This window comes from Pontibacillus salicampi, from assembly GCF_042434395.1.
Taxonomy (GTDB): domain Bacteria; phylum Bacillota; class Bacilli; order Bacillales; family BH030062; genus Pontibacillus; species Pontibacillus salicampi.
This window is the reverse complement of the sequence record NZ_JBHLTP010000011.1, coordinates 465486-489185: the sequence shown is the minus strand read 5'-3', so window position 1 is coordinate 489185 and position 23700 is coordinate 465486. Positions and strand designations below refer to the sequence as shown.

The following is a 23700-nucleotide window of genomic DNA, read 5'->3' as shown; positions in this document are numbered from 1 at the left end:
GGCATGGTAGATTTACTCTCCATCGTTTTTAGGTGATGATTTCCTTTTTCTTAGATAGAAGACAGCAAGTACGGTTAGTAATAGAATAGGTGCCAGCACAGGGGAGTAGCCTATCACTGCTACAAATGTAAAGGAAAAGAAGGCAAGAATCCCATTCCATGAATTCTGTAAAGCTTGCTTCGTTTTGACCCACGTTTGCAAGTCATCCCTATTGCTTCCAGAAACCGTCACCTTTGTTTCTTGTATGTTTAATGTTAAGGTAGAGAAATCACTCTGATTTTGTAAGTACTTCATTCTTCCTTGAATCGTCTCTATCTCTTCTTGCACCCTTTCTAAATCCTTGGAGATAGCGATTAAATCCTCAGTTTTTTCCGCTTTATCCATAAAAGATAACAGACGCTCTTCAATTTTTTCCTTTGCTTTCAAACGAGACTCTAAATCAACATATTGCTCAGTAACATCCTCTCCATTAATATTAGAATGTGATATTTCATCACTTATGGAAGGAACACTATGGACAAAAGGATAAAATTGTTCCTTTGGTACGCGCAGCGTAATAGTAGCTTGCATTTGCTCCTGTTCATTTTGGTGAGTAGAAGTATGGACCATATAGCCGTTCTTATCTTGAATGAGTTGTTCTAACTCTTGATAAAACTCCTCATAATCCTTTGTTTTAACAGTCAAATCCCCGTTATAAATAATCATTTTATCCTCTTGATTGGTTAGATTTGCCTTTGAGGCTTGTTTAACTGCCCCGACAGAAGGCTGCTCTTCTTGAGAGGATTCAATAGATTCAGTTGCTGAATGATCAGCGCTATCTTGAGAATTTTTTGCATTTTCCCCTTGTTCTGCAGAAAAATCAGAGCTTTCTTGTGTGGAATTTTCATTTGCATTGCTACATGCAGTAAGTAGTACAATGAAACAAACTAGCCATAACCATTTACGTTTCAACATACTAATTTCCCCCTTTTTAAACAGTTAGACGTATAGAGAAGGGGAATGTTACATGAGGTGTAATATTTTTGTTATCCTCTCGTTCTCGAAATGGGAACGTATGAAAGGAAGGGTATTTTGTATTTAGTTATAGGGGTAGCACTTGTTGTGCTGCTGTTCGGATTTCTATATGGGAGTAAAACCTCCTGGAACGTCGATGAGGAGAAGGTAACTGTGAAGGGAGGCTGGAGGAGAGCCGTTATTGACCTTGATGCAATCTATGAGCTCCGGGGCATCCATTCCTTTAATGCGGAGAAGGACGCTAGCTTTATCGGCTTTCCTGCTTTGGAAAAGAGGCGGTTAATGATTAAGACGCAGCAGAAAAATTACATCGTAGCTCTTCGGTCCTCGCACCTATTATGTGCTGCTATTATGGAAAAAACGGATAGCATTGATTATAAATCTGAAAGGATGTAAAAAGAGAGCCTGATTTCAGGCTCTCAGCAAGCTATAGTTTTGTATTGCTTTTTTTGGCTCTTTCTTCGAGTTTGGAATGAGCCTGTTGATCAGCACTATCTTCCGTACGCCCTTGTGGGTTAACACTCGACGCGATTTGTTTACCTGCATCTCGATTTTTGCCTTTACCCATATGACCACCTCCTGCTATCCGTAAGTTCCATTTCATTCGAGCTATTTATGGTCAGTTTTTTTTGAAAATTGACGCTCCCCATGCTGGCGGGAAGCTTCTCGTTCCTCATTTTTCTTGGCGCGGATAGCATTCTTGTCACGTGCCTTTTTATCATTATCAGACGTCATGAAAAAACCCCCTTTCTACACCTGATATTAGCGTGTGTAAAAAGGGGGGAGATTATTTATAAGGGGCGTTTAAGAAAAATAGCGCTATGGTGCCTGGACCAGAATGAGCCCCAATTGAAGATCCGACGGGATTGATTAAAATATCTTTTGGCTGAAACGCTTCCTGAATTAAAGCTGCCAACTGCTCCGCACGCTCTAAATCATCTCCGTGACTAATGGCAATAGTTTGGTGAGATACATCATCAGCTCGCTCCTCCATAACCTCTACCATTCGACTTAACACTTTCTTCGTGCCACGAATTTTCTCAAGGGGAATTAGCTTCCCATCCTCAACGTGAAGAAGAGGCTTTATTTTTAGCATAGTGCCTACAAAAGCAGCAGCCTTACTGACACGGCCGCCTCTTTTTAAATATTCCAAATCATCCACTGTGAAAATATGCTCCATATGATCCTTATGGTATGCTGCCATTTCCATTATGTCTTCCAGACTAGCGTTTTCTTGCGCCAATTGAGCAGCACGAAGGACGACTAAACCATAGCCAAGGGAAGCGCAATGGGTATCTACGATGTGTAAATTTAAGTCAGGGTACTCTTCCTCTACTTCCTGCTTCATCATGACAGCGGTTTGATATGTACCAGAAAGTTCAGAGGAGAACGCAAGATAAACACAAGGCTGGCCTGCCTTGGCATAGGATTCGAATAATTCCTTGAATGCTTGTGGGGAAACTTGCGAAGTCTTTGGAGCTTTTCCAGCACGCATGGCATCATACACTTCTTTGGAGTCGATTGTTTTTGCATCTAAATAATCTTTATCATCTAAATGTACCGTAAGTGAAACACGATCAATTCCATAATCATGGATAAGGGAATCGGGTAAGTCACATGCGGAATCTGCAATAATTTGAACACTCATATGTTCACCTTCTTTTCCATTAGGCCTTTTGTCAATAGTGTAATCTTATCCATAGACATAGTCAAAGGTTTTATGAGCAAAATAAGGGACTATGGATTGAAATACTGAATCTAGGGAAAATAAAGGAAGGCTTGATTTTGTACATGAAAGGGTGATACAAAGAAGAAGGGCATTCGTTCATCTAAAGGAGGCAGCATATGTTCATATTTGAGTTCAAACGATTTTTTGTAGTAATTTTCGGAGCAGCACTGAATGCTATTTCGCTAAACCTATTCTTAATTAAAGCAAATGTGTACGCAAGCGGATTTACAGGAGTTGCTCAGCTTATTTCAAGCCTTTCTCAAGACTATTTAGGCATAGGGGTAAGTACAGGGATTCTATTATTTCTCTTAAACATACCGGTTATTCTGTTAGGCTGGTTTAAGGTCGGCAGAGGTTTTACGATATATAGTATGATTTCCGTCTTTTCCACTACAGCATTTCTTGAATTTATTCCGGTTTTGCAGCTATCGGAGGATATCTTGTTAAATTCCGTATTCGGCGGAGTGATAGCAGCTGTAGGAATTGGAATGACGTTGAAATGGGGAGCCTCCACAGGTGGTATGGACATAGTAGCCATGGTCCTGTCGAGAATTAGAGATCGTCCTATCGGTACATATTTTTTCGTAATGAATGCATCCATCATTATTCTTGCCGGTTTGTTATATGATTGGGAAAAGGCACTTTATACTATTGTAACCTTATATGTATCCACCCGTATTATTGATGCGATCCACACTCGTCACGAAAAGCTGACAGCCATGATTATTACAACCGAAGCAGAGGAATTAGAAAAAGCCATTCATGCAAAGATGGTTCGTGGCATCACAACCTTCCCAGCTCGAGGTGCCTTTACGAAACAGGACAAGGATATGCTGATGATGGTAATAACCCGTTATGAGCTGTACGATTTAGAGCACATAATAAAAGATGTTGACCCACAAGCCTTTACAAATATTGTCCAAACTACTGGTATATTTGGTTTCTTCAGAAGGGATAACTAATTTATCGTCGAAGACAGTAAAACGGGAGACAGAAAAGGGGGCAACTATGAGACGTGTATGGATGATTTTGTTACTAGTGGCAGCGACAGCTGGATGTGCAAAAGCGGTCGACAGTACCTCTGATGAGGGAGAGCCTCCAGAAGGGGAGAATAGTATGCAAGCCCTGATAGAGCAATTAGAATTCTCTACTACAGCTAAGCCATTGGAAAGCCAAGCGACCTTCAATGCCTCTCTATCAAATCAATCGGATAAAGACGTTACCATTTCCTTTCGTTCTGGTCAAAAGGCAGAGATGATTGTAACGAACCAACAAGGAGAAGAAGTGTTCAAATCCTCTGAAGGAAAAATGTTCACTCAAGCTGTGGAAGAAGAAACTATTCCTCCTAACGATATATGGGAAATGGAGGAGCAATGGGATTATACCAATAAGGAAGGTAACGAAGTCACACCAGGTACGTATCAATTGGAAACGACATTACTAGTGGATACATTAAACGGTCAGTCGCTTGAGGCCAAACCTTTCGTGGAAACAATTACTTTCGTGATTCCGGATAATGATAAGGTGTTAAGGGATGTTACGATAAATGGTTCCAATGGAAATTACACCGTTACAGGAACCATTCAAGACAATGATGCAGCCCTCCATTATTCGGTAGAGGACGGGCATAACCTTATTATTGAGAAGACAGAAGTTAAACAGAAAGAGGTCCAAAAAAATGGTTCCTTTTCATATAAGGTGGATATTACTATTCCGAAGGCAGACATACCAAAGAACGGTACACTCACTGTTGTATTTACCATCGAATCGTCAGCAGGCGAACCTATCCGAAAATCATTTAAGCTGGAATCTTTTTCATAAGCACAAAAAAAGCGGGGCAGTCCTATGAACAAAGGGACGCCCCGCTTTCTTTCTCTTTAGTAACCGTAAGTTTCGAATACTTCTTTTACCTTTGGGACCATTTCATCCCAATTAGCATCAGATTTTTTATTCACAGTGATGAAGTTTTGAAAACCGAATACGTTGTCAACGCCCTCCACTGCCATAAGATCGTTTAATATTTTGTGGTCACTTGTTTGTCCAGGCATAACAGAAACGCTTCCGTCGCCTTCGAAAATCAGACGATCTGTTGTGAATTTAAAAGCATTTGGGTTAGGTGTTTCGTGTGCTTGTACAGCCATACTATCCCTCCTCATGTACTCATTCATATATTAGCATGAAATAACCAAAGACAAAAGAAAGGTAATGGATTGAAACCAATCAATTTCACGAATTTTGGTTGTTATTGTGATATATTGAACATAACAGAGTGCAAGATAGCATATTCACATTATTATTTTCAACAGGGATTAGCTTACAATATAGGCAATAGCATTACTTTGCTTCAGACAAAAAGGGGGGGGAAGAGGTATGATAAAAAAGGGATTCCTGATTGGAACGATTACAGGGTTCCTGCTTGGGCTTGTATTATGGCTGATGGAAGCTACATCAGGAATTTTAGTGTACACATTATTATTAAATGTTGATTTCATCCCTATAGTTGGTAATATTGCATGGCCTTTATGGATAGAGTGGTTGTTTCATTTAACAATTGCGTGGGCAATAGGTATTACGTATGTGGTCTGGATTAAACAATTTACAGACGGAGGACGAAACAGCAGGTGGTCTATTGCATTACTGTTGAGTGTTATGGCAGCCCTTACGTATTTTCCGTTAACTGAGCTTGCTATTAAGGAAACTCCTTCTTTAACAGATTCAAATGCTATTAGCTTGTGGTTTGGAGCGCATTTCCTGTTTGGTATTGCTCTTGTGAAATTGTATGAATGGGTTAACTGACGGTATGAAACGTATAGAAGCACAATGCAATATTTGTTACACTCCCGTTAGGAGGAAAGAGTACCGAGTCACTATACTCTAGGAGGTTTCGATGGACCAAACCAAATTTTCTACCATTGCACATAAGCAACACCAGTTTTATAATCCGATCCGTGCAGATAAAGTAGATCAGATTATTGACCTATTAAATCTGAATGAGGCTAGCCGCGTTTTAGATGTAGGTGCAGGGAAGGGAGAAATACTGTTCCGTCTCATACACAAATATGGGGCGAGCTGTACAGCCATTGAACGAACCGCTGCATTTGCAGATCAATGCAGAAAAGAAGCGGAAAATAAAGGGATGTTGTCTAGACTAACTATTTATGAAAACGACGCGAAGGAAATTCTCCCCACACTTTCTCCATCGTATAATGCAGCTGTTTGTATAGGGGCTTCTCACGCTATTGGAACGTATAAGGATACTCTAAATACATTGTCGGGTTTAGTTATCAAAGGTGGCTATGTTCTTGTAGGGGAAGGCTTCTGGGCAAAAAAGCCAAACCCAGCTTACCTTTCCTTTTTAGGAGCGGAAGAGCAGGAGCTGCTCTCCCATTCTGAGAACGTTTTGTTTGGAGATGATTACGGTTTAACCCCTATTTGGTCCGTTGTATCTAGCCAGGATGAATGGGATGCATATGAATGGTTGTATTCGAAATCCATTGAAGACTACTGCTACTATCATCCAGAAGATACAGACTGTCCAGAGATGCTAGCGAAAATTAAAGAATGGCGAAAGCATTATTTGCAATATGGGAGAGAAACGCTAGGATTTGCTTTATATTTATTCCGAAAACAGTGAAGTGTTTAGCCAATTTATGCAGGTGTGAAATATACTATGTCCCTTTCCCGCACAGAAAACAAGGGCTTAGACTGCATCAACCTTTGGTAAGGAGTATTTTCCACCTATTACCTGTGAGTAGTTGATGTAATGAACGCTGTTCTTACATAAACGTCTGTTAATTTAATGCTAACTGCTGGTACAAGCCCATACGTGGAAGATTACGGGAGCATATAACTTAAAAAAATAGCGTAAAGACAACCCTTCCTCTCATAAACTAGTCAAGGAGATGCAATATTAGGAGGGGAAAGGGAGATGAATTATAAAGTAAATGCTCAAGATTTAGGGTTGAACCCCCGTGACGCAAGATCGGCAGCACAAGCTTTAAATGAATACTTAGCAAACTTGATGGTGTTGTTCGTAAAAGTCCATAATTTGCATTGGAATGTTGTAGGGCAAAGTTTTTTTGATATTCATGCGAAGACTCAAGAACTTTATGAACACATTGGAGATGAAATTGATGTTATTGCAGAGCGTGTTAAAATGCTTGGGTACTATCCAACTGGTTCGTTGTCTGAAGCGTTACAACTATCTACAATTAAGGAACTGCCTAATGATATTCATCCCAATGGTCCGTCAGTAGCAAAGGTGGTAGTCGATGATCTTCAAACCATTATTAGGCAGCTTAGAGAAATAAGTGAGAATAATGATAGCGCGTACACAGGTGGGTTAGTAGAAGAAGCACTAACCTATTATGAAAAGCTGCATTGGTTATTTAGCGCATATTTAACAAAAGAGAAGGAATAAAGAAAGCAGCGACGCTTAGTCGCTGCTTTCTACACGTGAAAGAGATTAACGTAACCCTTCGTGGCGTTCGATTTCGTTTTGGAACTCCTGCAATTGAGACTGTTCTTCTTCAGAAGCATTGGAGCGAGCTGAGTTTATACAGTTCTTCGCAATGCTGATCTCTTCTTGGCTGGCAGCTCCATTGCGGTTGGTAATATTATTGACAGCATCTTTCGCCTGTTCGAATAAGTTATTTCTTTTCTGCAACCTGAAAACCTCCCACAGTATAATAAGCGACTGTTAACGTTTCTTCTCTACTTCAGAGAAGGTTTCGCGATAAGGAAATCGCTCATCATGTTTCTTAACGGCATCTTTTCCTTGCTGAACAAAACGCTTTGATTTGCTTCTTTTGCTCAAGCTATATCCCCCCACAGATTGAAAAAAGCCTGAACCCAATGCAGCTATTGCTGGGTTCAAGCTTAGTATGGTCACATAGAAAGGTATCATGTGTTTCAAAATATGGAAAGGCTACATGGCTTTTCTAGAAAGGTTTAAATAGTCAAGCAAGAAGGTGGAGATACCATCCCCTTCATTAGAATGGGTTACATAATTTGCAACATCCTTCAGCTCTGATATAGCATTGTCCATCGCTACACCTACACCAGCATACTCAAGCATTTCCAAATCATTATCCTCGTCTCCAAAAGCAATGATTCTTTCTGGTGGGATATGATAATAATGGGCAATCTTTTGCAGACCAACCGCTTTATTCAAGCCTGCACGTACAATTTCAATTACGTGCCATGGAGCACCCCATTTTCGATGATCAATCATTTCAGCATGATAATTCGTTAAATGGTCCCTTAGCTCTTGAATCTTATCTACCTCGGGATGAATAAGTATCGAAGTTGGGTCTGTTTTTAATTCATTTTTTAAGCTGCCTACTTTAATAGGCGTATCGGAGGTTTGGAATATATTCATTAGCTCTTCATCATATTGATCAAGGAAGACATCATCTCTAACTTCGGCTAGAATATTCTTGACGCCTAATTCATAACAAGTATGTATGATGGCATGAGCTGTGCGAATAGACATTGGGGAGTGGATTGCGTCCCAATAATGATTTTTAGGATGATGAATTAATGCACCATTGAAGTTGACCATTGGTGTATCTAATTCCATCTCATGATAATAATTTACGCTAGCACGATGAGGTCTTCCTGTTGCAATACAAACAATGTGTCCTTCTTCTCGAGCCTTTCGAATCGTGTTTAAATTGCGTTCGCTAATTACTTTGCTGTCGGTTAAGAGAGTACCGTCTAAGTCTAAAGCAATTAAATGTTTCTCCATTCTCAACACCACCCTTTACGAATTTAAGTGTATAACTCTTAAATAGGAAATGTAAAGGTAGATACCCTTTTTCTTTTCTTTCCTATTGGAGAGTGTTAGCATAGAAATTGTTGAAATAGATAAAAATGGAATACATATTGTTTGAAAAAGGAAGGGAACCACAGACATGATAGGCATATATAGAGAAACTATTAAGGGCATACCAACCTTATTCGTTGTTGACTCTGCCAAAGAAAATGAGCCACTCCCTGTAGTAACCTATATCCACGGAGTTACAAGTGTAAAGGAGCAAAACCTGCCTATAGCATATGCACTGGCACGGAAAGGATACAGAGTAGTCCTACCGGATTGCTATCTGCATGGGGAACGGGAAGAAGGACTAAATAAACAGGAACAATCCTATCGACTTTGGGATGTAGTTGTTCAGAATCTAAAGGAACTCCCTATTCTAAGAAATGAATTGGAAGCGCGCAATCTTATCTTGGACCACCGGTTTGGTCTGGCTGGAACAAGCATGGGAGGCATCACAACGAGTGCCGCTCTTACTCAATATAGCTGGATAAAGGTAGCGGCTGTGATGATGGGGTCCCCCCAGCCTGTACGCTTTGCCAAAGAGCAAGTAAGGTCTATTAAAGAAATGGGCATGGAAATTCCAATGACAGTGGAAGAGCAGGAAAAGCTAGTAGCATCTCTTTCTGATATTGATTTGTCTGAGCAGATGGATAAGCTGAACGGCCGACCGCTTTTCTTCTGGCATGGGGAAGAGGATGATATTGTACCATTTGATCATTCCTACAGCTTTTATAACCAGGTCATTTCCCATTACAAGAATCCAGAGAATATTCGGTTCTTAAGAGAAGTTGGCAGGGATCATAAAGTTTCAACCTACGCAATTGGCGAAGCTGTAAATTGGTTTGAGCTTCATCTTTAACTAAGAGGCTCTCTCCCTTTTATTCTATGCCAAATTTCGTTATAATAAGCTATAACACAAATGAAGGGGGACGACACCTATGGATCAAGCATTACACGATAATATGATGGGTGCTCTTGAAAATGTAATTGACCCCGAGTTAGGCATTGATATTGTTAACCTCGGATTGATATATGGCGTGGATGTAGACCAGGACGCTGTAGCTCATGTACAAATGACTTTAACAGCAATGGGCTGTCCATTAGCAGCTACTATTGAACAGGACGTAAAGCGTGCATTATCTGATATTCCTGAATTAAATGATGTGCAAGTTCAAATTGTTTGGAGCCCGCCATGGACTAAGGATAAAATGAGCCGTTACGCGAAAATTGCACTTGGTATACCGGATTGATGGAAAACCCTTGTTGGATAGCCAACAAGGGTTTTTTATATACTAAATTCAGGTATATGCGTAATAGAGAGGATGTATGAACATGGGATCAAGATTCCCTTTCTTTGTATTTCAAATAGTGGGCTATAAGCATAGTGGGAAAACCACACTGATGGAGAAAATAATCAAAGCTCTAGAGAAGGAGGGGCTTCGGGTAGGCACCTTTAAGCACCACGGTCATGGAGGATTTCCGGATATAATGGAGAATCAGAATGACAGTGAGAAGCATCGCCTTGCGGGGGCAGTGGTAAGTGGAGTTGAAGGGGAAGGGCTGCTTCAGCTGGTTGGGAAGCAATCAACATGGAGTCTGGACGAAGTATTATCAGCATATGAATCATTCCATTTAGACGTAGTCCTCGTAGAAGGCTGTAAAGCAGCAACATTCCCAAAATGTGTCCTGCTTCGAGGGCGAGAGGATATGGACTTATTAGATTTACCAGCAGTGGAAGTAGTCATTACTAAAGAAACGATAAAAGAAAGCTGGAGTGTTCCATGCTTCAGGAGAGAAGAGGAGGAACAATACATTCCTTGGCTCATTCGTCATGTGAAAGAGAGGAGAAGCTAGATGGGAAAACAATTTTCTGTTACAGACCAGTTTATCAATGTAGATGAAGTGGTACATAAAGTTGTAAGGCCAGAGAGCGGTGCAGTCAACACGTTTATCGGTACCGTACGTGAATTTACAAAGAATAAGCGGACGCTCTACCTGAAATACGAGGCCTACGTTTCAATGGCAGAAAAAAAGCTGGCTCAAATAGGGGATGAAATAACATCCAAATGGCCTGATGCCAAGTGTGCCATTGTACATCGTATTGGAGAACTGCACATATCTGATATTGCTGTAGTAATTGCGGTATCCACTCCACACCGTGCAGATGCCTATGATGCAAGCCGCTATGCAATTGAACGAATGAAAGAAATAGTACCAATATGGAAAAAAGAACACTGGGAGGATGGTACTTCTTGGATTGGCGATCAACAAGAATTAAAACGCTATCCAACCGGTGAGCCACTGGAGGAGGATTTATAATGGTTAAAGTATTATTATTTGCACAGTTTCAAGAGGCAGCGGGTCGTGAAAGCGTAGAAATAGACGCAGCAGGTCAGCCTGTATCCCATGTAAAATCCGTATTGAAAGAAAATTACGGACTACTTGAATTAGATCATGCAAAAGTTGCTGTGAATGAAGAATACACTGACATGGATAGAGAGCTACAAGATGGTGACACAGTTGCCATCATTCCACCAGTGAGTGGTGGCTGATAGATAAACGAACTGTCGAGCTTAGTATGGCTCGGCAGTTTTTATTGATTTGTGAAAGAGGAGGAGCATTCCAATAATTTAAGAAATTGTAACTAAGAATAGGGTAATTGCGTTAGTATCCCTAAAAATAAAAGGCTAGGGACTGTTTCTGCCAGTCCCTAGCCTTTTTATTAGAGTAGTCAACGCCTCATGCCTTTCACGAGGTTGATAATAAGTAATACCAATGCAATGACGAGTAACAAATGAATAATTCCACCGCCGATTTGTAAAGAGAAACCGAGCAACCATAATATTAGTAAAACAACTAGTATGGTCCAAAGCATACTATATCTCCTCCTTTCAGTATTAACATCCCCTTGGAGAAAGAGATTTAAACGTATAAGAAGACTACAATTACATTACAAATTACTATGGTAATAAAGTCTCTCTCCCTTCCATAAAAAAAGCACTCCCTCTTATGAGAAAGTGCTTGTACTTTATAAGAAAATAAATGCCAGCGCACCGACGATAAAGCAATAGAAGGAGAAGTATTTTAGGTTTCCTTTAGCCATAATATTCATAAACCATAGCAGCGCGAAATAGGAAGCGACAACGGAGCCTAAGAACGCTAATGCGTATGGAATGAAATTATTAGAGAGAACCCCGAGCTCAATTAGTTCGCCAATACTCATTACAACTGTACCAAGACTGACTGGTATGAATAGTAGAAAGGAGAAACGCAGCGCAGTGGCCTGCTTCCAGCCGATTAGCATGGCAGCAACAATGGTGGCACCTGAACGGCTAATGCCAGGGATCAAGGCTACAGCCTGAGCTAGTCCTACAATTAAGACTTCCTTCCAGCCAATTTCTCTATCTCCTTTATATCCTTTAAGGTTACGAATAACCCATAGCGCCAAACCAGTAATAATGAGCATTAACCCTACAAAGCTAGCTGTGTTACCAAATGTAGCCTCTATCCAATCCTCTAATAGAATTCCAAGGACACCTGCTGGAATGGTACCAATAATTAAGTATAGAATAAAACGAAAATCGTCCTTTTGCACCTCTGAACGATTTTTGGATAAGAGATAGCCTGTTCCATTAACAATAAGTCGTATAAGGTCTTTTCGGTAAACAATCAGAACAGCAATGAGAGATCCGAAGTTCACCAGGACTTCAAAGGTTAATCCTTGCAACTGCCCACTCAATCCAAATATTTCCTTCACCATAACAAGGTGACCACTAGATGAGATGGGTATTGGTTCTGTAAATCCTTGAAACAATCCTAGAAATAAGAATTGGAGCAGTTCATATAATTTTTCCATCTTGTATTATCCTCCTGTGTTGACCTTTTTCTTTCCTAGGTACTTACCCTATTTAAGTAACTAAGTTCCACTGTACATCATTCGTACGCACATAGATGGGTATGGGTGAATATCCTATAACTAAAAGAGGGAGGTCGTTTCATTTGAAATTTGGTAAAGGGCAAAGCCAGAACTATCCTCATATGTATTCATTGTGTAACAAGCATATGAAACAATACGTGCTTGCAGAGCTGGCTGACGGACAGTATGTAGACGGCATAATCACCGGCCTCGACGGAGAATATGTATATATTGCTGTACCACAAAATGTAGAAGGTACTTCTTCGATGGCTGCACCGCCTCATCATCAGGTCAAAGCAAATATTTCCTTACGACAGCCGTATCAAAGACAAGGAAATCAGGCTGCCTACAATACCTACCAACCACCAAAAAGGTTCCAAAGATATATTTTACCATTAGGAGCGCTTCTTGGCATCAACCCATTACCCTGGTATTAAAATATTTACCTTTCGTATAAAAATCCCCATCCAACTCAAACTACACGTAAAGACAAATAAAAGGAGTTAAGCAAATGGGGCAAAGACATCAGTTTAAGCATGGCGATAAGGCGCCAAATAATGGTGTATATGTAGAAATCGGTGAAACAGGAAGTATGGTGAAGGATCCAAGACAGGTCCGCCTTCATTCTGGTCAGACATTTCCTGAAAACACCAATCAAGATCGTGTTTGGACCTATAAAAGAAAACCATAATATAACAATAGAAAACCACACAAAAAATCCTCCTTCCTCAGCTGGAAGGAGGATTTTCTGCATTTACCTCGAAAAAGAACGAATAGATATTATCTATCGTCCTAGGAATCTGATTCTTCTTTAAGACCGCCTTCAGCAAGGAGGACTACGGTTAAGGTGAAACCGACTGTTAACACGATAGCATTGGTTAGCTTAAATGGACCAACATTGATGCTTGAAACAACATATGTAACCATTAAGCTTAATAAAAAGCTCCAGAAAATAGTCCAGAATAAACGCATATAGCTCACCTCTAATTCGACATTCTGCTTTAAGTTTATCAAACGTTTTCAAAAAAAGAAACCAAAATTTTTTAATGGGATGGGGATTACTTTTCAATAACAAGGCATTCGACCATACAACGTAATATTACAAACATACATTATAAAGGATATAACCCTTTTATAAAGGATGAGAGACGTATGGATAACTCCCAGGCAACTATCACTAGAACGTTTACGCTAGATAAACAGCCGTGTCTTCTACACATACCAGAAAAACCGAACGGATTCCTGGTGCTTTATTTAGGAGATGCTGGTCATTATGTAGAAGAGCATCAGTCTTTTTGGAGTGAACATCCAGCTAGGGCAGAGTTATTGCAATCACTATTAAATAGAGGATACACATTATTTACGTGTCATTTATATGGAAATGGGTGGGGCAGTCCTAAAACGACTCACCTTTTACAGCAAGTCTTCCAAACTGTGAAGCGGCAGGAGATTGTAAATCCCTTTATACATGTAGTATCCGAAGGCATGGGAACATACACTGCATTTCGGTGGGAATTAAAATACGATATTCCTATCCGTTCCCACATTATGTTTACACCATGTCTTGACCTGAAAGCAATGTATAATCAAGAGCAATCCAACCAGTTATACTTTAAAAAGCTAAATAAAGAGCTGGCTAAGGCATATGAAATAGAAGAGAAACAAACAGAAGAGCAGGTTATCCAGCCAGCTACATTGGTTTCGACTAAAGCGCCCTCTTTAATTTTTCATGATGTGCAAAGTCCTTATTATTCTGTTCATGAGCATAGTAGGCGTTTTGAAGAGAACCAAGAGCAACAAGGTATCCCTGTTTGGTTAAAGCTCGCCATTCAACCAATATTACCTCGTGTCACCCCATCCATCGTACATTTTTTAATGCAGCAGGAAACAAGACTCGACTCCCCTATATAAGCATGATTCATCATTTTCTTCATAGTGTATAGTAGGAGGGAATAGATATGACATTTATGATATGGGGCTGTTTAGAAGGATTGGGGTTTCATTTATTGCAGCGGCTGTTAGAACAAGGTGTTAAAGTAATCGGCATTGATAAGCTTACTAAGCAAAAAGAAACGGTGTATTTATATGTCGGAAGGAATGCTAATTTTTCCTTTTATGAATCAATAGAAGAATGCTTGCAGGAAGAGGAGGATAAAGTAAGGGCGATATTTGTAATGGAGCAGAATGGTGTGCAAGTACCTTATGAACGTCTCCAATCCTTATCGTCCACTTCTCGCATTCGTTTTGTGTTTAACGGAAGTAAACCGACTCCAATGGAGGGCTGGACAACCGTTTGGGGGCCGAGCTTATATGGCCCTTGGATAGATACTCCCGTGGAGGAGCTTGGAGAGGAGTCTATCCCTGTAGAGGACTTTCTTCCACGGATAGTAAATGAAGAAGACTATAACGAAAAGACATTAGTTACAGTTGGAATGGACGATTGTGGTGACAAAGAGCATGATATCGAACTAGGTCGGTCTGTTGCTTATGACAAAAGGAAGCAGGCTTATCTCAAACATCGCCAACAATTTGCTGGATATTATACTTCGTAAATTCATCTCATCCTCGAAATATTTACGAATCATGGAGAACAAGGTACAATATCACTAGATTTGTACAATGTTTCGAAAAGATTTCTTGTGAATGAGGTGCTCGCTTGTGAAATGGAGATTAGCAATGGTAATGGTGGTAGTGTTCATAGCTTCAATAGCTGTAACCGGTTGCTCTAACGCTATGGGGCAAGGGAATGTCCATAAAGTGGGCATGCTGGTAGAGCATACTGTGCAAGATCAAGTGTGGGGCAAGAAAGGGTATCTTGGCCTGTTAGATATAAAAGAAGAGCTTGGTGTTGATGTCTATTTTAAACAGCATATACAAAATAAAGAAGCCGCTCAAAAGGCTGTTGAAGAATTTTCGAACGAAGGTGTAAACCTAGTATTTGGCCATGGCAGCAGTTTTGGAAAATACTTCGATGAACTCCAGGAGGAATACCCTGATATACATTTTATCTTCTTTAATGGAAATGACCGTGGAGAAAATATCACGAGTCTGAACTTCGACTCTCATGCAATGGGGTTTTTTGGTGGCATGGTAGCAGCGGGAATGTCAGAGACAAATCATGTTGGAGTAGTGGGTGCATATGAATGGCAGCCAGAAATTGAAGGTTTCTATGAAGGTGCTAAATATCAAAATACCGATGTCGACATCTCTATTCAATACGTAAATAGCTGGGATAATTCCGCTAGAGCCAAGCTCTTGTTTAAGGAGATGAAGTTGGATAATGTGGATGTTTTCTATCCAGCTGGGGATGGCTTTAATGTTCCCTTGATGGAAACGATAAAGGAAAATGAATTACAGGCTATCGGCTATGTTTCAGATCAATCAAATTTTGGTGATCAAACGGTTTTAACGAGCACTATTCAGCACGTAGACCGTCTATATTTACAAGCCGCCAAGCAATTTCATAAGGGAGAACTGCCAGAAGGCGTTTTAACCTATGACTTTCAAGAGGATGCAATATCCCTTGGTGAATTTAGCTCCACTGTACCCGACTCGCTTCAGAAGAAAGTGGTACAAGCTGTAGAAACCTATAAAGAGTCGGGCAAATTGCCAAATGAAACGAATAAAGACATGAGTAGCAATAAAAAGAAGTAAAATAGCCTATATAACTAAAATCCTCGTCCCTTATAATTAGGAGGACGAGGATTTATTTGTACTGTTAGCCTTTCCATTTTTTAATCATGTTCGTTATTTCTTTAACATAAGGGGAAAGCTGATGGTACGTTTCGATTATCGTTTCTGTCGTATCCACTAAATCAAAGGAGCCTGCTTCTTCTTTATTGGTTTCTTCTTCTTGCTCAGAAGACGTATCAGTTCTTTTTCCAAACATAAAGTGGTTAAAGTCGACAGAAGTTTTTTCTTTCTCAGCCATTACCTCATCACCTCCACATAAACGCATCCAACCGTTGTTTGGTATTATCATATGGTAGGGTGAGGCGAATTGATAGGGCGTTTGTCTAACGATGACGATGAGTTTTACTTGAATATCATGTAATATTATCTTAAAATTAGTACCAAGTCATAAGAATTGATAATAGAAACTACCTTTAAGGGGCTGAATATATGAGAAACGCAGGGATTTTAGGAGTTGGCCATTATGTGCCAGATCGCGTATTCACAAATCTTGATATGGAAAAGCTGGTTGATACGAATGATGAATGGATTCGTACACGGACAGGAATTGAAGAGCGTCGTTTGGCCACAGATGAAGTAGACACATCAGATATGGCATATGAAGCATCTATTAAAGCATTGGAGCATGCGAATCTTAAGCCAGAAGATATTGATTTAATAGTTGTAGCAACCGTAACACCGGATTCTCCGTTCCCATCCGTCGGAAATCTGGTACAGCATAAGCTAGGTGCAACAAATGCCGCATCCATGGATATGTCTGCAGCTTGTGCAGGCTATATGTATGGTATGATTACAGCGGCCCAATTTATCCAGAATGGTGTATATGACAATGTCCTAGTCATTGGAGCTGAGAAGCTATCCAAGATTACTGACTGGACAGACCGTAACACCTGTGTTTTATTTGGAGATGGAGCTGGTGCTACCGTTATTGGACCTGTTAGTGAAGGGAAGGGGATCCTATCCTTTGAGCTAGGTGCCGACCCAAGCGGAGCAGAGCATTTATACCAAAGCAAAGAAGACAATTTTATTAAAATGAATGGCCGAGAAGTATTTAAGTTCGCAGTAAGGCAAATGCCAGAGTCCTCTATAAATGTCTTAGAAAAAGCAGGACTCACTAAAGAAGAAGTAGATTTCCTCATTCCGCACCAGGCCAATATTCGTATAATGGAAGCAGCTAGGCAGCGATTGGAGATTCCAGAGGATAAAATGGCTACTTCAGTGAAACGGTATGGAAATACTTCTTCATCAACTATTCCAATTGCCTTATCAGAGAACGTAGAAAACGGTAAAATAAAAGACAACGATGTTGTAGTGCTAGTTGGTTTCGGTGGCGGACTCACCTGGGGCGCAGTAGCATTACGGTATGGAATTTAATTGAAGGAGGAAGTTCTTATGGATGCAAGAAGAGTAGTAATTACTGGAATGGGAGCTGTATCCCCCGTCGGTAATGATGTAGAAACAATGTGGGATAGCCTTGTGAATGGAAAGTCAGGTATTGGCCCCATTACACGAGTTAATAAAGAAGAATTTCCTGTACATGTATCAGGAGAACTTAAGGATTTTGACCCTGCAAATTATATGGATAAAAAAGAAGCCAAAAAGATGGACCCATTCACGCAGTATGCACTTGCAGCAGCCAAAATGGCAGTTAAGGATGCAAATCTTGAAATAACGGAAGAAAACGATACACGTACGGGAGTATGGATTGGGTCTGGAATTGGTGGTATGACCACATACGAGGATAACTTCCGTAAATTCTTAGATAAGGGTGCACGTCGTGTTAGTCCTTTCTTTGTACCAATGATGATTCCGGATATGGCAGCAGGTCAAGTATCTATCGCCCTTGGGGCAAAAGGAATTAACTCCTGCACCGTAACTGCCTGCGCATCAGGTGCTAACTCCATTGGAGATGCTTATAAAGTAATTGAACGTGGAGATGCAGATATCATGATAGCAGGAGGTACAGAAGCACCACTAACCAATATCTCTTTTGCTGGATTCTCTTCAATGAAGGCACTTGCTACAGAGGAGGACCCAACCAAAGCGAGCCGTCCTTTTGATAAGGAGCGTGGTGGCTTCGTAATGGGAGAAGGTGCTGGTGTCCTTATTATGGAGACACTGGAATCCGCTCAACAACGTGGAGCAAACATTCTTGCTGAAATTGTAGGATATGGATCTACTGGAGATGCCCATCATATTACAGCACCTGCTCCAAGCGGAGAAGGTGCGACTCGTTCTATGAAGCAGGCACTGGAGAATGCTGGTTTGAGTCCTGAAGAAGTAGACTACATTAACGCTCACGGTACAGGAACAGCATTGAATGATAAATTTGAAACAGAAGCAGTAAAAAACGTATTTGGCGATTATGCATACAAACTAGCCATGAGCTCCACTAAATCCATGACAGGACACCTGCTAGGTGCCGCTGGAGCAGTAGAAGCAGTTGTTTCAATTAAAGCCATTTTAGATAACACCCTGCCCCCTACCATTAATTACGAAAACAAAGATCCAGACTGTGACCTGGATATTGTGCCAAACGAAGCTAGACAATCAAGTGTAAATACTGTTCTCAGTAATTCCTTAGGCTTTGGTGGACACAACGCCACGTTAATCTTCAAACGCTTTGAAGGATAATACTCACAAGCACCTCCAATTTGTTGGGGGTGCTTGTTTGTTAGGCTCTCATGATTGTTAAACTGTATGGTGACTTTGTTGGAATATTTGATTTGAAATATAAGGAATATTTCTCCAACAAAAATTATTGCGATTCCAAGTCTGCCACTATCTCCCTCCTTATATGTATGAATCAACCTAACCTCAACTTTAGGCTAAACAAATCCATGCAATAAAAAAGAGAGCCTCGCTGGCTCTCTTGTTAAGATGGTGAGGAAATGGATTCCTCATTAGTAGATTCCGTTTCCGTATTGGCTGTTGCGCCTGTACCGTTTAAGAATTCTTGTATAGCTTGGCGGTTTTGTTCCTCGTTATGGGATAAAACTGCACCCTTGCCTTCAATACGTTCATTCGTGTAAGAACCTTCGACTGGAATTCGTTTGGTTTCCATGTTCTCTGGAGGGTCTAGTAAGAATTTACGTCCATAATTCATTATTTCTGTGTTGGTCATATCAGTAGCAATATAGGAAGTGAGTAAGCCAGCTGTCTTAGGAAGGCTTGGTACACTGCTAAAGGAAAGCATTTCTTCTTTCAGAGCGGACATCACCTGCTGCTGACGACGAACGCGACCGAAATCACTTTCGCTATCACTGCGGAACCTTGCATAGTTTAACAATTCTTCTCCGTCCAGCATTTGCTCACCAGGATATAAATCGATATTTACATCACCTGAACCACTCTGATATTGCATTCTTTTTTCAACATCCATCTCAATTCCACTTGGTGCTATAGTATTAATGATGTCCTTGAACCCATTAAAGTTTACGACAGCATAGTGATCAATTGGAACTCCGAAGTTGCTCTCGATGGTTTCCGTTAGAAGTGCTACGTCTCCGATGGCATAAGATGCATTAATTTTGTTATAGCCATATTCAGGAATCTCAACGAATGTGTCCCTCATGATGGAAACGAGTTTTGCTTCGCCGCTTTCCGTATCATATTGACCAATCATGATCGTATCTGTTCTAGAGACTTCTTCCTCTCGTTGGTCGCTCCCTACAAACAGTATGTTGATTTTTTTATCTTCCGGCTCCTCAAAATCATATTCCTGACGATTTTCAAATTGCTCCGTTTTTTCTTTGTTTTCATCTGAATTGCCAATCCCACCATTCTCAGAACCGAGGTTTTGACCGGCTACAAATTGAAAGGATGAATAAGAGACTATAGATAATAACAGTACAATGATGCCGGCTAGCAGTACTCTTCTTTTTCTAAGTCTTCTTTTCTTTCTGACACGAACTACTCGTTTTCCAGACATCCATGTACCTCCTCTCCCATTAGGCTGCGATAATTTCTGTTATTAGTTTGAATTATCTAACATCAAAGTGGTAAGAAAAAAACCACATATTTAATAAAATACTCTTTATTAGTATTGAAGTAAAGAGTTTCTTTCATACTTGAATAACATTTCGTATAAAAAGAATGGAATGAGGGGGTAGGCTTGTACATATATATAGGAAAAATGGGACGGGCAGGGGGGAGAGGCGATGTGGGTATCCATCTTTCTTTTTTTGACTGGGTTCGGATTTGCTGTGTCAGGAGGCGTTACCATCATTGCGTACTTAAACTTTCTGCCTGCTGGGTTTGGCTGGATAGATTATTTATTATTTATAAAAACAAGACCTGAATGCTATTTACTACCGTTTGGAATAGTGCTTATTACAGTAGCAATGATTATATTTCCTGATGATTCCTGTTAAAAGTTGGGTGATTTCGAATAAAATTTCCTGTGCTGGTCATACTGATTTCTACAGAAGAAAACGTTTTGGAAAAGAGGGTTCAGAATGCTGTATTTACATGATGTATGGGTGAATTGGTTCGAAGGAGAAGAGAATGGCTATAACGTTTGTTCATTCCATGAATGGCGGAAAGAAGATGGGATTGAGCTCTTAGACCAGGTACCACTATTGTATGTACAAGCATCGCTCTATCATTACATTGAAAATGACCTCCAGGATTTACCAAAATCGTTGTTAGATGCGGTGTATAAACGAGCATATTTACGTAAGAACCAAGAAAGGATATCCTTAGAGTACGCTTTTATTGTCACAGACGGTACTTCCATTCTAGCTGTTGATACAATGGGGTACACACTTCCTGTAAGAAAAAGCCGGTTAATTCCACGTCAGGAGAGACTGGTCTATGATATGGTGGAACAGCACTCTCCTGAATCGTATGATTTTCACGAGGATGAAGGAGATAAAGAGTATCATATTCTCTCTCCCCACCCTGTAACCATGATTGGTTTGACGCGAAAGGAACGCCAGCTTAAGCAACTGTTAATGATGACGTTGGACCAATTAAAAACAGTTCAAAATCTTTCTGAGGTACGTTATTGGTTAACTGAATGGGATCCTGGCTATTACGGATCCATTAATCAGCTCGACTTTCATCAAGCCTGGCAGCAGCTTTACAACGGTGTAACAGATGGATGGACAAAAGAGCATGAAGAGCTTTGCAGGAAGCTAGTGAAAGGACAACCTTTCTTTGAAAAACTATGGGAACTAGAACAAAATAATGAAGTGAACAAGGGAGTCTAACCCTCGTGCTATATTGCACATGGGGTTAGCCCCTTTTTTTCTGTGCGGGTAGAATATTATAATGGAAACGATATTACCAAGGAAATAAAAAATGGATACATAGTACGGAGTTTGGAGGTACATCAGTGGAAAACATCAAAATAATTGAATTATATCGTTCTTTTTTTGATCAGCCTTCTATAGAAGCGTTGCTTCAGCGATCTTTAGCTGTAGACACGGAAAAAGTAACCTATTATATTACCGAATTGGCAGAGTTGTTTAAACGAACTGGAATGGGGTATGCTTTATGGACGGATCAATCCTACCATGATGAAAAGGTGAAGTATTTTCCAAGCATGGAACAAGCGAAAAAGCATATTTACTTTCAATTAGAAGATAGCTAATGAGAAAAACAAGAAGCAGCCGGATTGCACCAGCTGCTTCCTTCTTATGCTACTATCTCTTCTTTTTTACTCGTCCAAGTCCAACCGCTTTCTTTGCCTTACGAAGGATTTTCATAGCATCTTGATTAGCTTTTTCTGCACCATGGTCTAGTATTTCATCTAATTCGTCCGATTCCATTAACGCATAATAACGTTCCTGAATAGGCCGCATAGCTTCTTGTACAACCTTAGCTAAATCCCCTTTGAAATCACCATATCCTTTTCCTTTATACCTTTGTTCGATCGCATCCACGCTCTCGCCAGAGAAGCTGGAATAAATCGTGAGCAGGTTGGAGATACCTGGTTTATTTTCAGCATCATATTGGACAATTCCTTCAGAATCAGTGACTGCACTTTTAATTTTCTTCTCAATCTGTTTTTCATCATCCAGCATAGAAATAAATCCTTTTTCATTGTCATCGGATTTACTCATTTTTTTTGTAGGGTCTTGAAGGGACATAATCCTTGCTCCCACCTGAGAAACACTTATTTCTGGTATAGTAAAGATGTCATTATACTTACTATTAAAACGTTGTGCTAAATTACGTGTCAGCTCAAGATGCTGCTTTTGGTCATCTCCAACAGGTACCACATCAGTACCATAAAGTAGAATATCTGATGCCATAAGAGGGGGGTAGGTTAATAATCCTGCAGATACGCCTTCTTTTCCTTGTTTAAACGATTTATCCTTGAACTGTGTCATTCGTTCTAATTCACCGATATAAGCTACACATTGAAGAATCCATCCTAATTGAGTGTGGGCAGGAACCTCGGATTGAATAAATAGAGTGGATTTTTCTGGGTCAATACCACATGCAATATAAAGAGCCGCCAAAGAGCGAATGTTCTGTCTTAGTTCTAATCGATCCTGTGGCACAGTAATAGCATGCTCATCCACGATACAAAAATAAGTATTGTTCTCTTCCTGAAGCGTTGGGAAATGCTTCATAGCTCCAAGGTAGTTTCCAATCGTAAGCGTTCCACTTGGCTGAATGCCGGAAAATACAGTTTTCAATTACATCACCTCATCAAATTATTCGAAATTCCACAAAAAAAGTTCATTCATCTCCTACAACTGTGTGTAGGGACGAATGAACCGTGGTGCCACCCTAATTATCTCTCCAAAGAGAGATCGCTTTTCCCAATATCGCCTGGGGCGCGATACTCCTTACTCATCAGAAGTACTGCTCCAAAGTCCAATTCCATCTCAACGTGCCATCTGTTTCCACCAACCACAGACTCTCTATAGACAGAGGAAGAGATGTACTACTCTTTCTCAACGCATCATTATTTAATTCGTATTTGCATTATATGCAATTACAAGCAGGAATGCAAGTTACAACATATAGAAGTAAGCTAGCAAGACAATCATCCCAAAGCTAAGAACAGCACCTTGAAAGAACAAAGCCTTTAGAACAGATGGTCTAACCCATTCGGAAGGCAGTTTTTTAGTTTTCCATTCATCCATCAAGTCTTGATCCTTCATCATTCGATTTTGAAACCTTCTCAAGCTGTAAGTGAAGGCATCGAAAAATTTCCCTTTAATAACAAACAATAATAGTGCAGCCATTAAATAAAAATAGGAAACATAAAAAACAGAGTTGATAAAATGATATAAGTTATATATGGGGGCAATTAGTAAAAAGAAAACAATACTAAATACTACATTAATAAGAAGGAACCACCATTTGTTTTGCAAAATGACCATGCAATTCTACTCCTTTATTCTAATCTAGTACATATTATAGCATGTCCAAGCTTAGTACTGAATTGTAAATAATGTAAAATAGACTGAAAATTATGTAAGGTATATTTATTCTCTCAAATTGAAGATATATAGTGTGAATGGTCAAATATCATAAGTGTTACATAAAATGAGAGTGAATAAATAC

36 protein-coding genes and 1 other annotated feature are annotated in these 23700 nt (G+C 40.0%); of the genes, 21 read left to right on the top strand and 15 right to left on the bottom strand.

From position 1 onward, the window contains the following. Nucleotides 1–12 precede the first annotated feature (12 nt). The gene (locus ACFFGV_RS14570; RefSeq protein ID WP_377349205.1) at nt 13–954 is read right to left on the bottom strand and encodes a DUF4349 domain-containing protein; all 942 of its coding nucleotides are present in this window, start codon (nt 952–954) and stop codon (nt 13–15) included. A 117-nt stretch (nt 955–1071) separates the two neighbouring features. Here ACFFGV_RS14570 and ACFFGV_RS14565 point away from each other — a divergent pair, with 117 nt between their 5' ends. After that, nucleotides 1072–1410 carry a SunI/YnzG family protein gene (locus ACFFGV_RS14565; protein WP_377349203.1) on the top strand — a complete coding sequence of 113 codons (339 nt, stop codon included), beginning with the start codon at nt 1072–1074 and terminating at the stop codon, nt 1408–1410. A 31-nt stretch (nt 1411–1441) separates the two neighbouring features. Here ACFFGV_RS14565 and sspL read toward each other — a convergent pair whose 3' ends face one another. From sspL to ACFFGV_RS14550, 3 genes are read right to left on the bottom strand one after another with little or no spacing between them, the layout of a single operon-like run. Beyond that, nucleotides 1442–1582 carry a small, acid-soluble spore protein L gene (gene sspL, locus ACFFGV_RS14560; protein WP_377349201.1) on the bottom strand — a complete coding sequence of 47 codons (141 nt, stop codon included), beginning with the start codon at nt 1580–1582 and terminating at the stop codon, nt 1442–1444. Between the two features lie 41 nt (nt 1583–1623). Continuing rightward, the gene (locus ACFFGV_RS14555) at nt 1624–1749 is read right to left on the bottom strand and encodes a DUF3941 domain-containing protein (RefSeq protein WP_377349199.1); all 126 of its coding nucleotides are present in this window, start codon (nt 1747–1749) and stop codon (nt 1624–1626) included. A gap of 52 nt (nt 1750–1801) precedes the next feature. Next, on the bottom strand, nt 1802–2662 hold the full coding sequence (locus ACFFGV_RS14550) for a fatty acid kinase binding subunit FakB (RefSeq protein ID WP_377349197.1): 861 nt from the start codon (nt 2660–2662) through the stop codon (nt 1802–1804). 197 nt (nt 2663–2859) lie between these two features. Between ACFFGV_RS14550 and ACFFGV_RS14545 the strand changes: the two genes are divergently transcribed. Continuing rightward, nucleotides 2860–3705, top strand: coding sequence for a YitT family protein (locus ACFFGV_RS14545; protein ID WP_377349195.1), 846 nt, complete (start codon nt 2860–2862; stop codon nt 3703–3705). Between the two features lie 46 nt (nt 3706–3751). Further along, on the top strand, nt 3752–4564 hold the full coding sequence (locus ACFFGV_RS14540) for a BsuPI-related putative proteinase inhibitor (RefSeq protein ID WP_377349193.1): 813 nt from the start codon (nt 3752–3754) through the stop codon (nt 4562–4564). A gap of 56 nt (nt 4565–4620) precedes the next feature. Here the strand turns inward: ACFFGV_RS14540 and ACFFGV_RS14535 are convergent, their stop codons facing one another. Further along, nucleotides 4621–4884 carry a NifU N-terminal domain-containing protein gene (locus tag ACFFGV_RS14535; protein ID WP_377349191.1) on the bottom strand — a complete coding sequence of 88 codons (264 nt, stop codon included), beginning with the start codon at nt 4882–4884 and terminating at the stop codon, nt 4621–4623. Nucleotides 4885–5113: 229 nt separating this feature from the next. On the opposite strand from ACFFGV_RS14535, the gene ACFFGV_RS14530 reads away from it, so the two are divergent. From ACFFGV_RS14530 to ACFFGV_RS14520, 3 genes are all read left to right on the top strand, one after another. Beyond that, nucleotides 5114–5539, top strand: a complete 426-nt coding sequence (locus ACFFGV_RS14530; RefSeq protein ID WP_377349189.1) for a hypothetical protein — start codon at nt 5114–5116, stop codon at nt 5537–5539. Nucleotides 5540–5630: 91 nt separating this feature from the next. Beyond that, nucleotides 5631–6377 carry an SAM-dependent methyltransferase gene (locus ACFFGV_RS14525; protein ID WP_377349187.1) on the top strand — a complete coding sequence of 249 codons (747 nt, stop codon included), beginning with the start codon at nt 5631–5633 and terminating at the stop codon, nt 6375–6377. A gap of 294 nt (nt 6378–6671) precedes the next feature. Beyond that, nucleotides 6672–7163: a Dps family protein gene (locus tag ACFFGV_RS14520; protein WP_377349184.1), complete on the top strand. Its 492-nt coding sequence runs from the start codon at nt 6672–6674 to the stop codon at nt 7161–7163. 45 nt (nt 7164–7208) lie between these two features. On the opposite strand, the gene ACFFGV_RS14515 is transcribed toward ACFFGV_RS14520, so the two are convergent. From ACFFGV_RS14515 to ACFFGV_RS14505, 3 genes are all read right to left on the bottom strand, one after another. Further along, nucleotides 7209–7409, bottom strand: coding sequence for a DUF3813 domain-containing protein (locus tag ACFFGV_RS14515; RefSeq protein WP_377349182.1), 201 nt, complete (start codon nt 7407–7409; stop codon nt 7209–7211). 33 nt (nt 7410–7442) lie between these two features. After that, entirely contained in the window at nt 7443–7559 is a 117-nt protein-coding gene (locus ACFFGV_RS14510) for a competence protein (protein WP_377349179.1), read from the bottom strand. Nucleotides 7560–7670: 111 nt separating this feature from the next. Next, nucleotides 7671–8492, bottom strand: coding sequence for a Cof-type HAD-IIB family hydrolase (locus ACFFGV_RS14505; protein WP_377349177.1), 822 nt, complete (start codon nt 8490–8492; stop codon nt 7671–7673). A gap of 166 nt (nt 8493–8658) precedes the next feature. Between ACFFGV_RS14505 and ACFFGV_RS14500 the strand changes: the two genes are divergently transcribed. From ACFFGV_RS14500 to moaD, 5 genes are all read left to right on the top strand, one after another. After that, nucleotides 8659–9423: a prolyl oligopeptidase family serine peptidase gene (locus ACFFGV_RS14500; protein ID WP_377349175.1), complete on the top strand. Its 765-nt coding sequence runs from the start codon at nt 8659–8661 to the stop codon at nt 9421–9423. A gap of 79 nt (nt 9424–9502) precedes the next feature. Further along, nucleotides 9503–9814, top strand: coding sequence for a metal-sulfur cluster assembly factor (locus ACFFGV_RS14495; RefSeq protein WP_377349172.1), 312 nt, complete (start codon nt 9503–9505; stop codon nt 9812–9814). Between the two features lie 82 nt (nt 9815–9896). Continuing rightward, the gene (gene mobB, locus ACFFGV_RS14490; protein WP_377349169.1) at nt 9897–10418 is read left to right on the top strand and encodes a molybdopterin-guanine dinucleotide biosynthesis protein B; all 522 of its coding nucleotides are present in this window, start codon (nt 9897–9899) and stop codon (nt 10416–10418) included. Continuing rightward, nucleotides 10419–10883: a molybdenum cofactor biosynthesis protein MoaE gene (locus ACFFGV_RS14485; protein ID WP_377349166.1), complete on the top strand. Its 465-nt coding sequence runs from the start codon at nt 10419–10421 to the stop codon at nt 10881–10883. Then, nucleotides 10883–11116, top strand: a complete 234-nt coding sequence (moaD, locus tag ACFFGV_RS14480; protein ID WP_377349164.1) for a molybdopterin converting factor subunit 1 — start codon at nt 10883–10885, stop codon at nt 11114–11116. The genes ACFFGV_RS14485 and moaD overlap by 1 nt, the downstream gene beginning before the upstream one ends. A 179-nt stretch (nt 11117–11295) precedes the next feature. Here moaD and ACFFGV_RS14475 read toward each other — a convergent pair whose 3' ends face one another. Beyond that, entirely contained in the window at nt 11296–11439 is a 144-nt protein-coding gene (locus tag ACFFGV_RS14475; protein ID WP_377349162.1) for a lmo0937 family membrane protein, read from the bottom strand. 153 nt (nt 11440–11592) lie between these two features. Then, complete coding sequence (locus ACFFGV_RS14470; protein ID WP_377349160.1) at nt 11593–12420, bottom strand: undecaprenyl-diphosphate phosphatase; 828 nt, start codon at nt 12418–12420, stop codon at nt 11593–11595. Nucleotides 12421–12563: 143 nt separating this feature from the next. Here ACFFGV_RS14470 and ACFFGV_RS14465 point away from each other — a divergent pair, with 143 nt between their 5' ends. Then, entirely contained in the window at nt 12564–12917 is a 354-nt protein-coding gene (locus ACFFGV_RS14465; RefSeq protein ID WP_377349158.1) for a hypothetical protein, read from the top strand. A gap of 74 nt (nt 12918–12991) precedes the next feature. After that, nucleotides 12992–13171, top strand: a complete 180-nt coding sequence (locus tag ACFFGV_RS14460; protein ID WP_377349156.1) for a YjzC family protein — start codon at nt 12992–12994, stop codon at nt 13169–13171. A 101-nt stretch (nt 13172–13272) separates the two neighbouring features. On the opposite strand, the gene ACFFGV_RS14455 is transcribed toward ACFFGV_RS14460, so the two are convergent. Beyond that, complete coding sequence (locus ACFFGV_RS14455; RefSeq protein WP_377349154.1) at nt 13273–13452, bottom strand: YjzD family protein; 180 nt, start codon at nt 13450–13452, stop codon at nt 13273–13275. Nucleotides 13453–13632: 180 nt separating this feature from the next. Here ACFFGV_RS14455 and ACFFGV_RS14450 point away from each other — a divergent pair, with 180 nt between their 5' ends. From ACFFGV_RS14450 to ACFFGV_RS14440, 3 genes are all read left to right on the top strand, one after another. Beyond that, nucleotides 13633–14391, top strand: coding sequence for a hypothetical protein (locus ACFFGV_RS14450; RefSeq protein ID WP_377349152.1), 759 nt, complete (start codon nt 13633–13635; stop codon nt 14389–14391). 47 nt (nt 14392–14438) lie between these two features. Continuing rightward, the gene (locus ACFFGV_RS14445; RefSeq protein ID WP_377349150.1) at nt 14439–15032 is read left to right on the top strand and encodes a hypothetical protein; all 594 of its coding nucleotides are present in this window, start codon (nt 14439–14441) and stop codon (nt 15030–15032) included. A 106-nt stretch (nt 15033–15138) separates the two neighbouring features. After that, the gene (locus tag ACFFGV_RS14440) at nt 15139–16134 is read left to right on the top strand and encodes a BMP family ABC transporter substrate-binding protein (protein WP_377349148.1); all 996 of its coding nucleotides are present in this window, start codon (nt 15139–15141) and stop codon (nt 16132–16134) included. A 64-nt stretch (nt 16135–16198) separates the two neighbouring features. Here ACFFGV_RS14440 and ACFFGV_RS14435 read toward each other — a convergent pair whose 3' ends face one another. Further along, on the bottom strand, nt 16199–16411 hold the full coding sequence (locus ACFFGV_RS14435; protein ID WP_377349147.1) for a hypothetical protein: 213 nt from the start codon (nt 16409–16411) through the stop codon (nt 16199–16201). A 191-nt stretch (nt 16412–16602) separates the two neighbouring features. Here ACFFGV_RS14435 and ACFFGV_RS14430 point away from each other — a divergent pair, with 191 nt between their 5' ends. Both ACFFGV_RS14430 and fabF read left to right on the top strand, forming a co-directional pair. Next, the gene (locus ACFFGV_RS14430; protein ID WP_377349144.1) at nt 16603–17547 is read left to right on the top strand and encodes a beta-ketoacyl-ACP synthase III; all 945 of its coding nucleotides are present in this window, start codon (nt 16603–16605) and stop codon (nt 17545–17547) included. Between the two features lie 18 nt (nt 17548–17565). Then, nucleotides 17566–18807, top strand: coding sequence for a beta-ketoacyl-ACP synthase II (gene fabF / locus ACFFGV_RS14425; RefSeq protein WP_377349142.1), 1242 nt, complete (start codon nt 17566–17568; stop codon nt 18805–18807). Between the two features lie 241 nt (nt 18808–19048). Here the strand turns inward: fabF and ACFFGV_RS14420 are convergent, their stop codons facing one another. Then, entirely contained in the window at nt 19049–20104 is a 1056-nt protein-coding gene (locus ACFFGV_RS14420) for an LCP family protein (protein WP_377349140.1), read from the bottom strand. Nucleotides 20105–20333: 229 nt separating this feature from the next. Here ACFFGV_RS14420 and ACFFGV_RS14415 point away from each other — a divergent pair, with 229 nt between their 5' ends. The 3 genes from ACFFGV_RS14415 to ACFFGV_RS14405 all read left to right on the top strand — a co-directional run bounded on the left by ACFFGV_RS14415 (nt 20334) and on the right by ACFFGV_RS14405 (nt 21769). Continuing rightward, on the top strand, nt 20334–20546 hold the full coding sequence (locus tag ACFFGV_RS14415) for a YuzI family membrane protein (RefSeq protein WP_377349138.1): 213 nt from the start codon (nt 20334–20336) through the stop codon (nt 20544–20546). Between the two features lie 84 nt (nt 20547–20630). After that, nucleotides 20631–21386: a YjbA family protein gene (locus ACFFGV_RS14410; RefSeq protein ID WP_377349136.1), complete on the top strand. Its 756-nt coding sequence runs from the start codon at nt 20631–20633 to the stop codon at nt 21384–21386. Nucleotides 21387–21511: 125 nt separating this feature from the next. Continuing rightward, the gene (locus tag ACFFGV_RS14405) at nt 21512–21769 is read left to right on the top strand and encodes a hypothetical protein (RefSeq protein ID WP_377349133.1); all 258 of its coding nucleotides are present in this window, start codon (nt 21512–21514) and stop codon (nt 21767–21769) included. A gap of 52 nt (nt 21770–21821) precedes the next feature. Here ACFFGV_RS14405 and trpS read toward each other — a convergent pair whose 3' ends face one another. Both trpS and ACFFGV_RS14395 read right to left on the bottom strand, forming a co-directional pair. Then, nucleotides 21822–22823, bottom strand: a complete 1002-nt coding sequence (gene trpS, locus ACFFGV_RS14400) for a tryptophan--tRNA ligase (protein WP_377349130.1) — start codon at nt 22821–22823, stop codon at nt 21822–21824. 65 nt (nt 22824–22888) lie between these two features. Further along, nucleotides 22889–23097, bottom strand: a binding site (T-box leader). Between the two features lie 47 nt (nt 23098–23144). Then, the gene (locus ACFFGV_RS14395) at nt 23145–23516 is read right to left on the bottom strand and encodes a DUF3899 domain-containing protein (protein WP_377349127.1); all 372 of its coding nucleotides are present in this window, start codon (nt 23514–23516) and stop codon (nt 23145–23147) included. Nucleotides 23517–23700 lie beyond the last annotated feature (184 nt).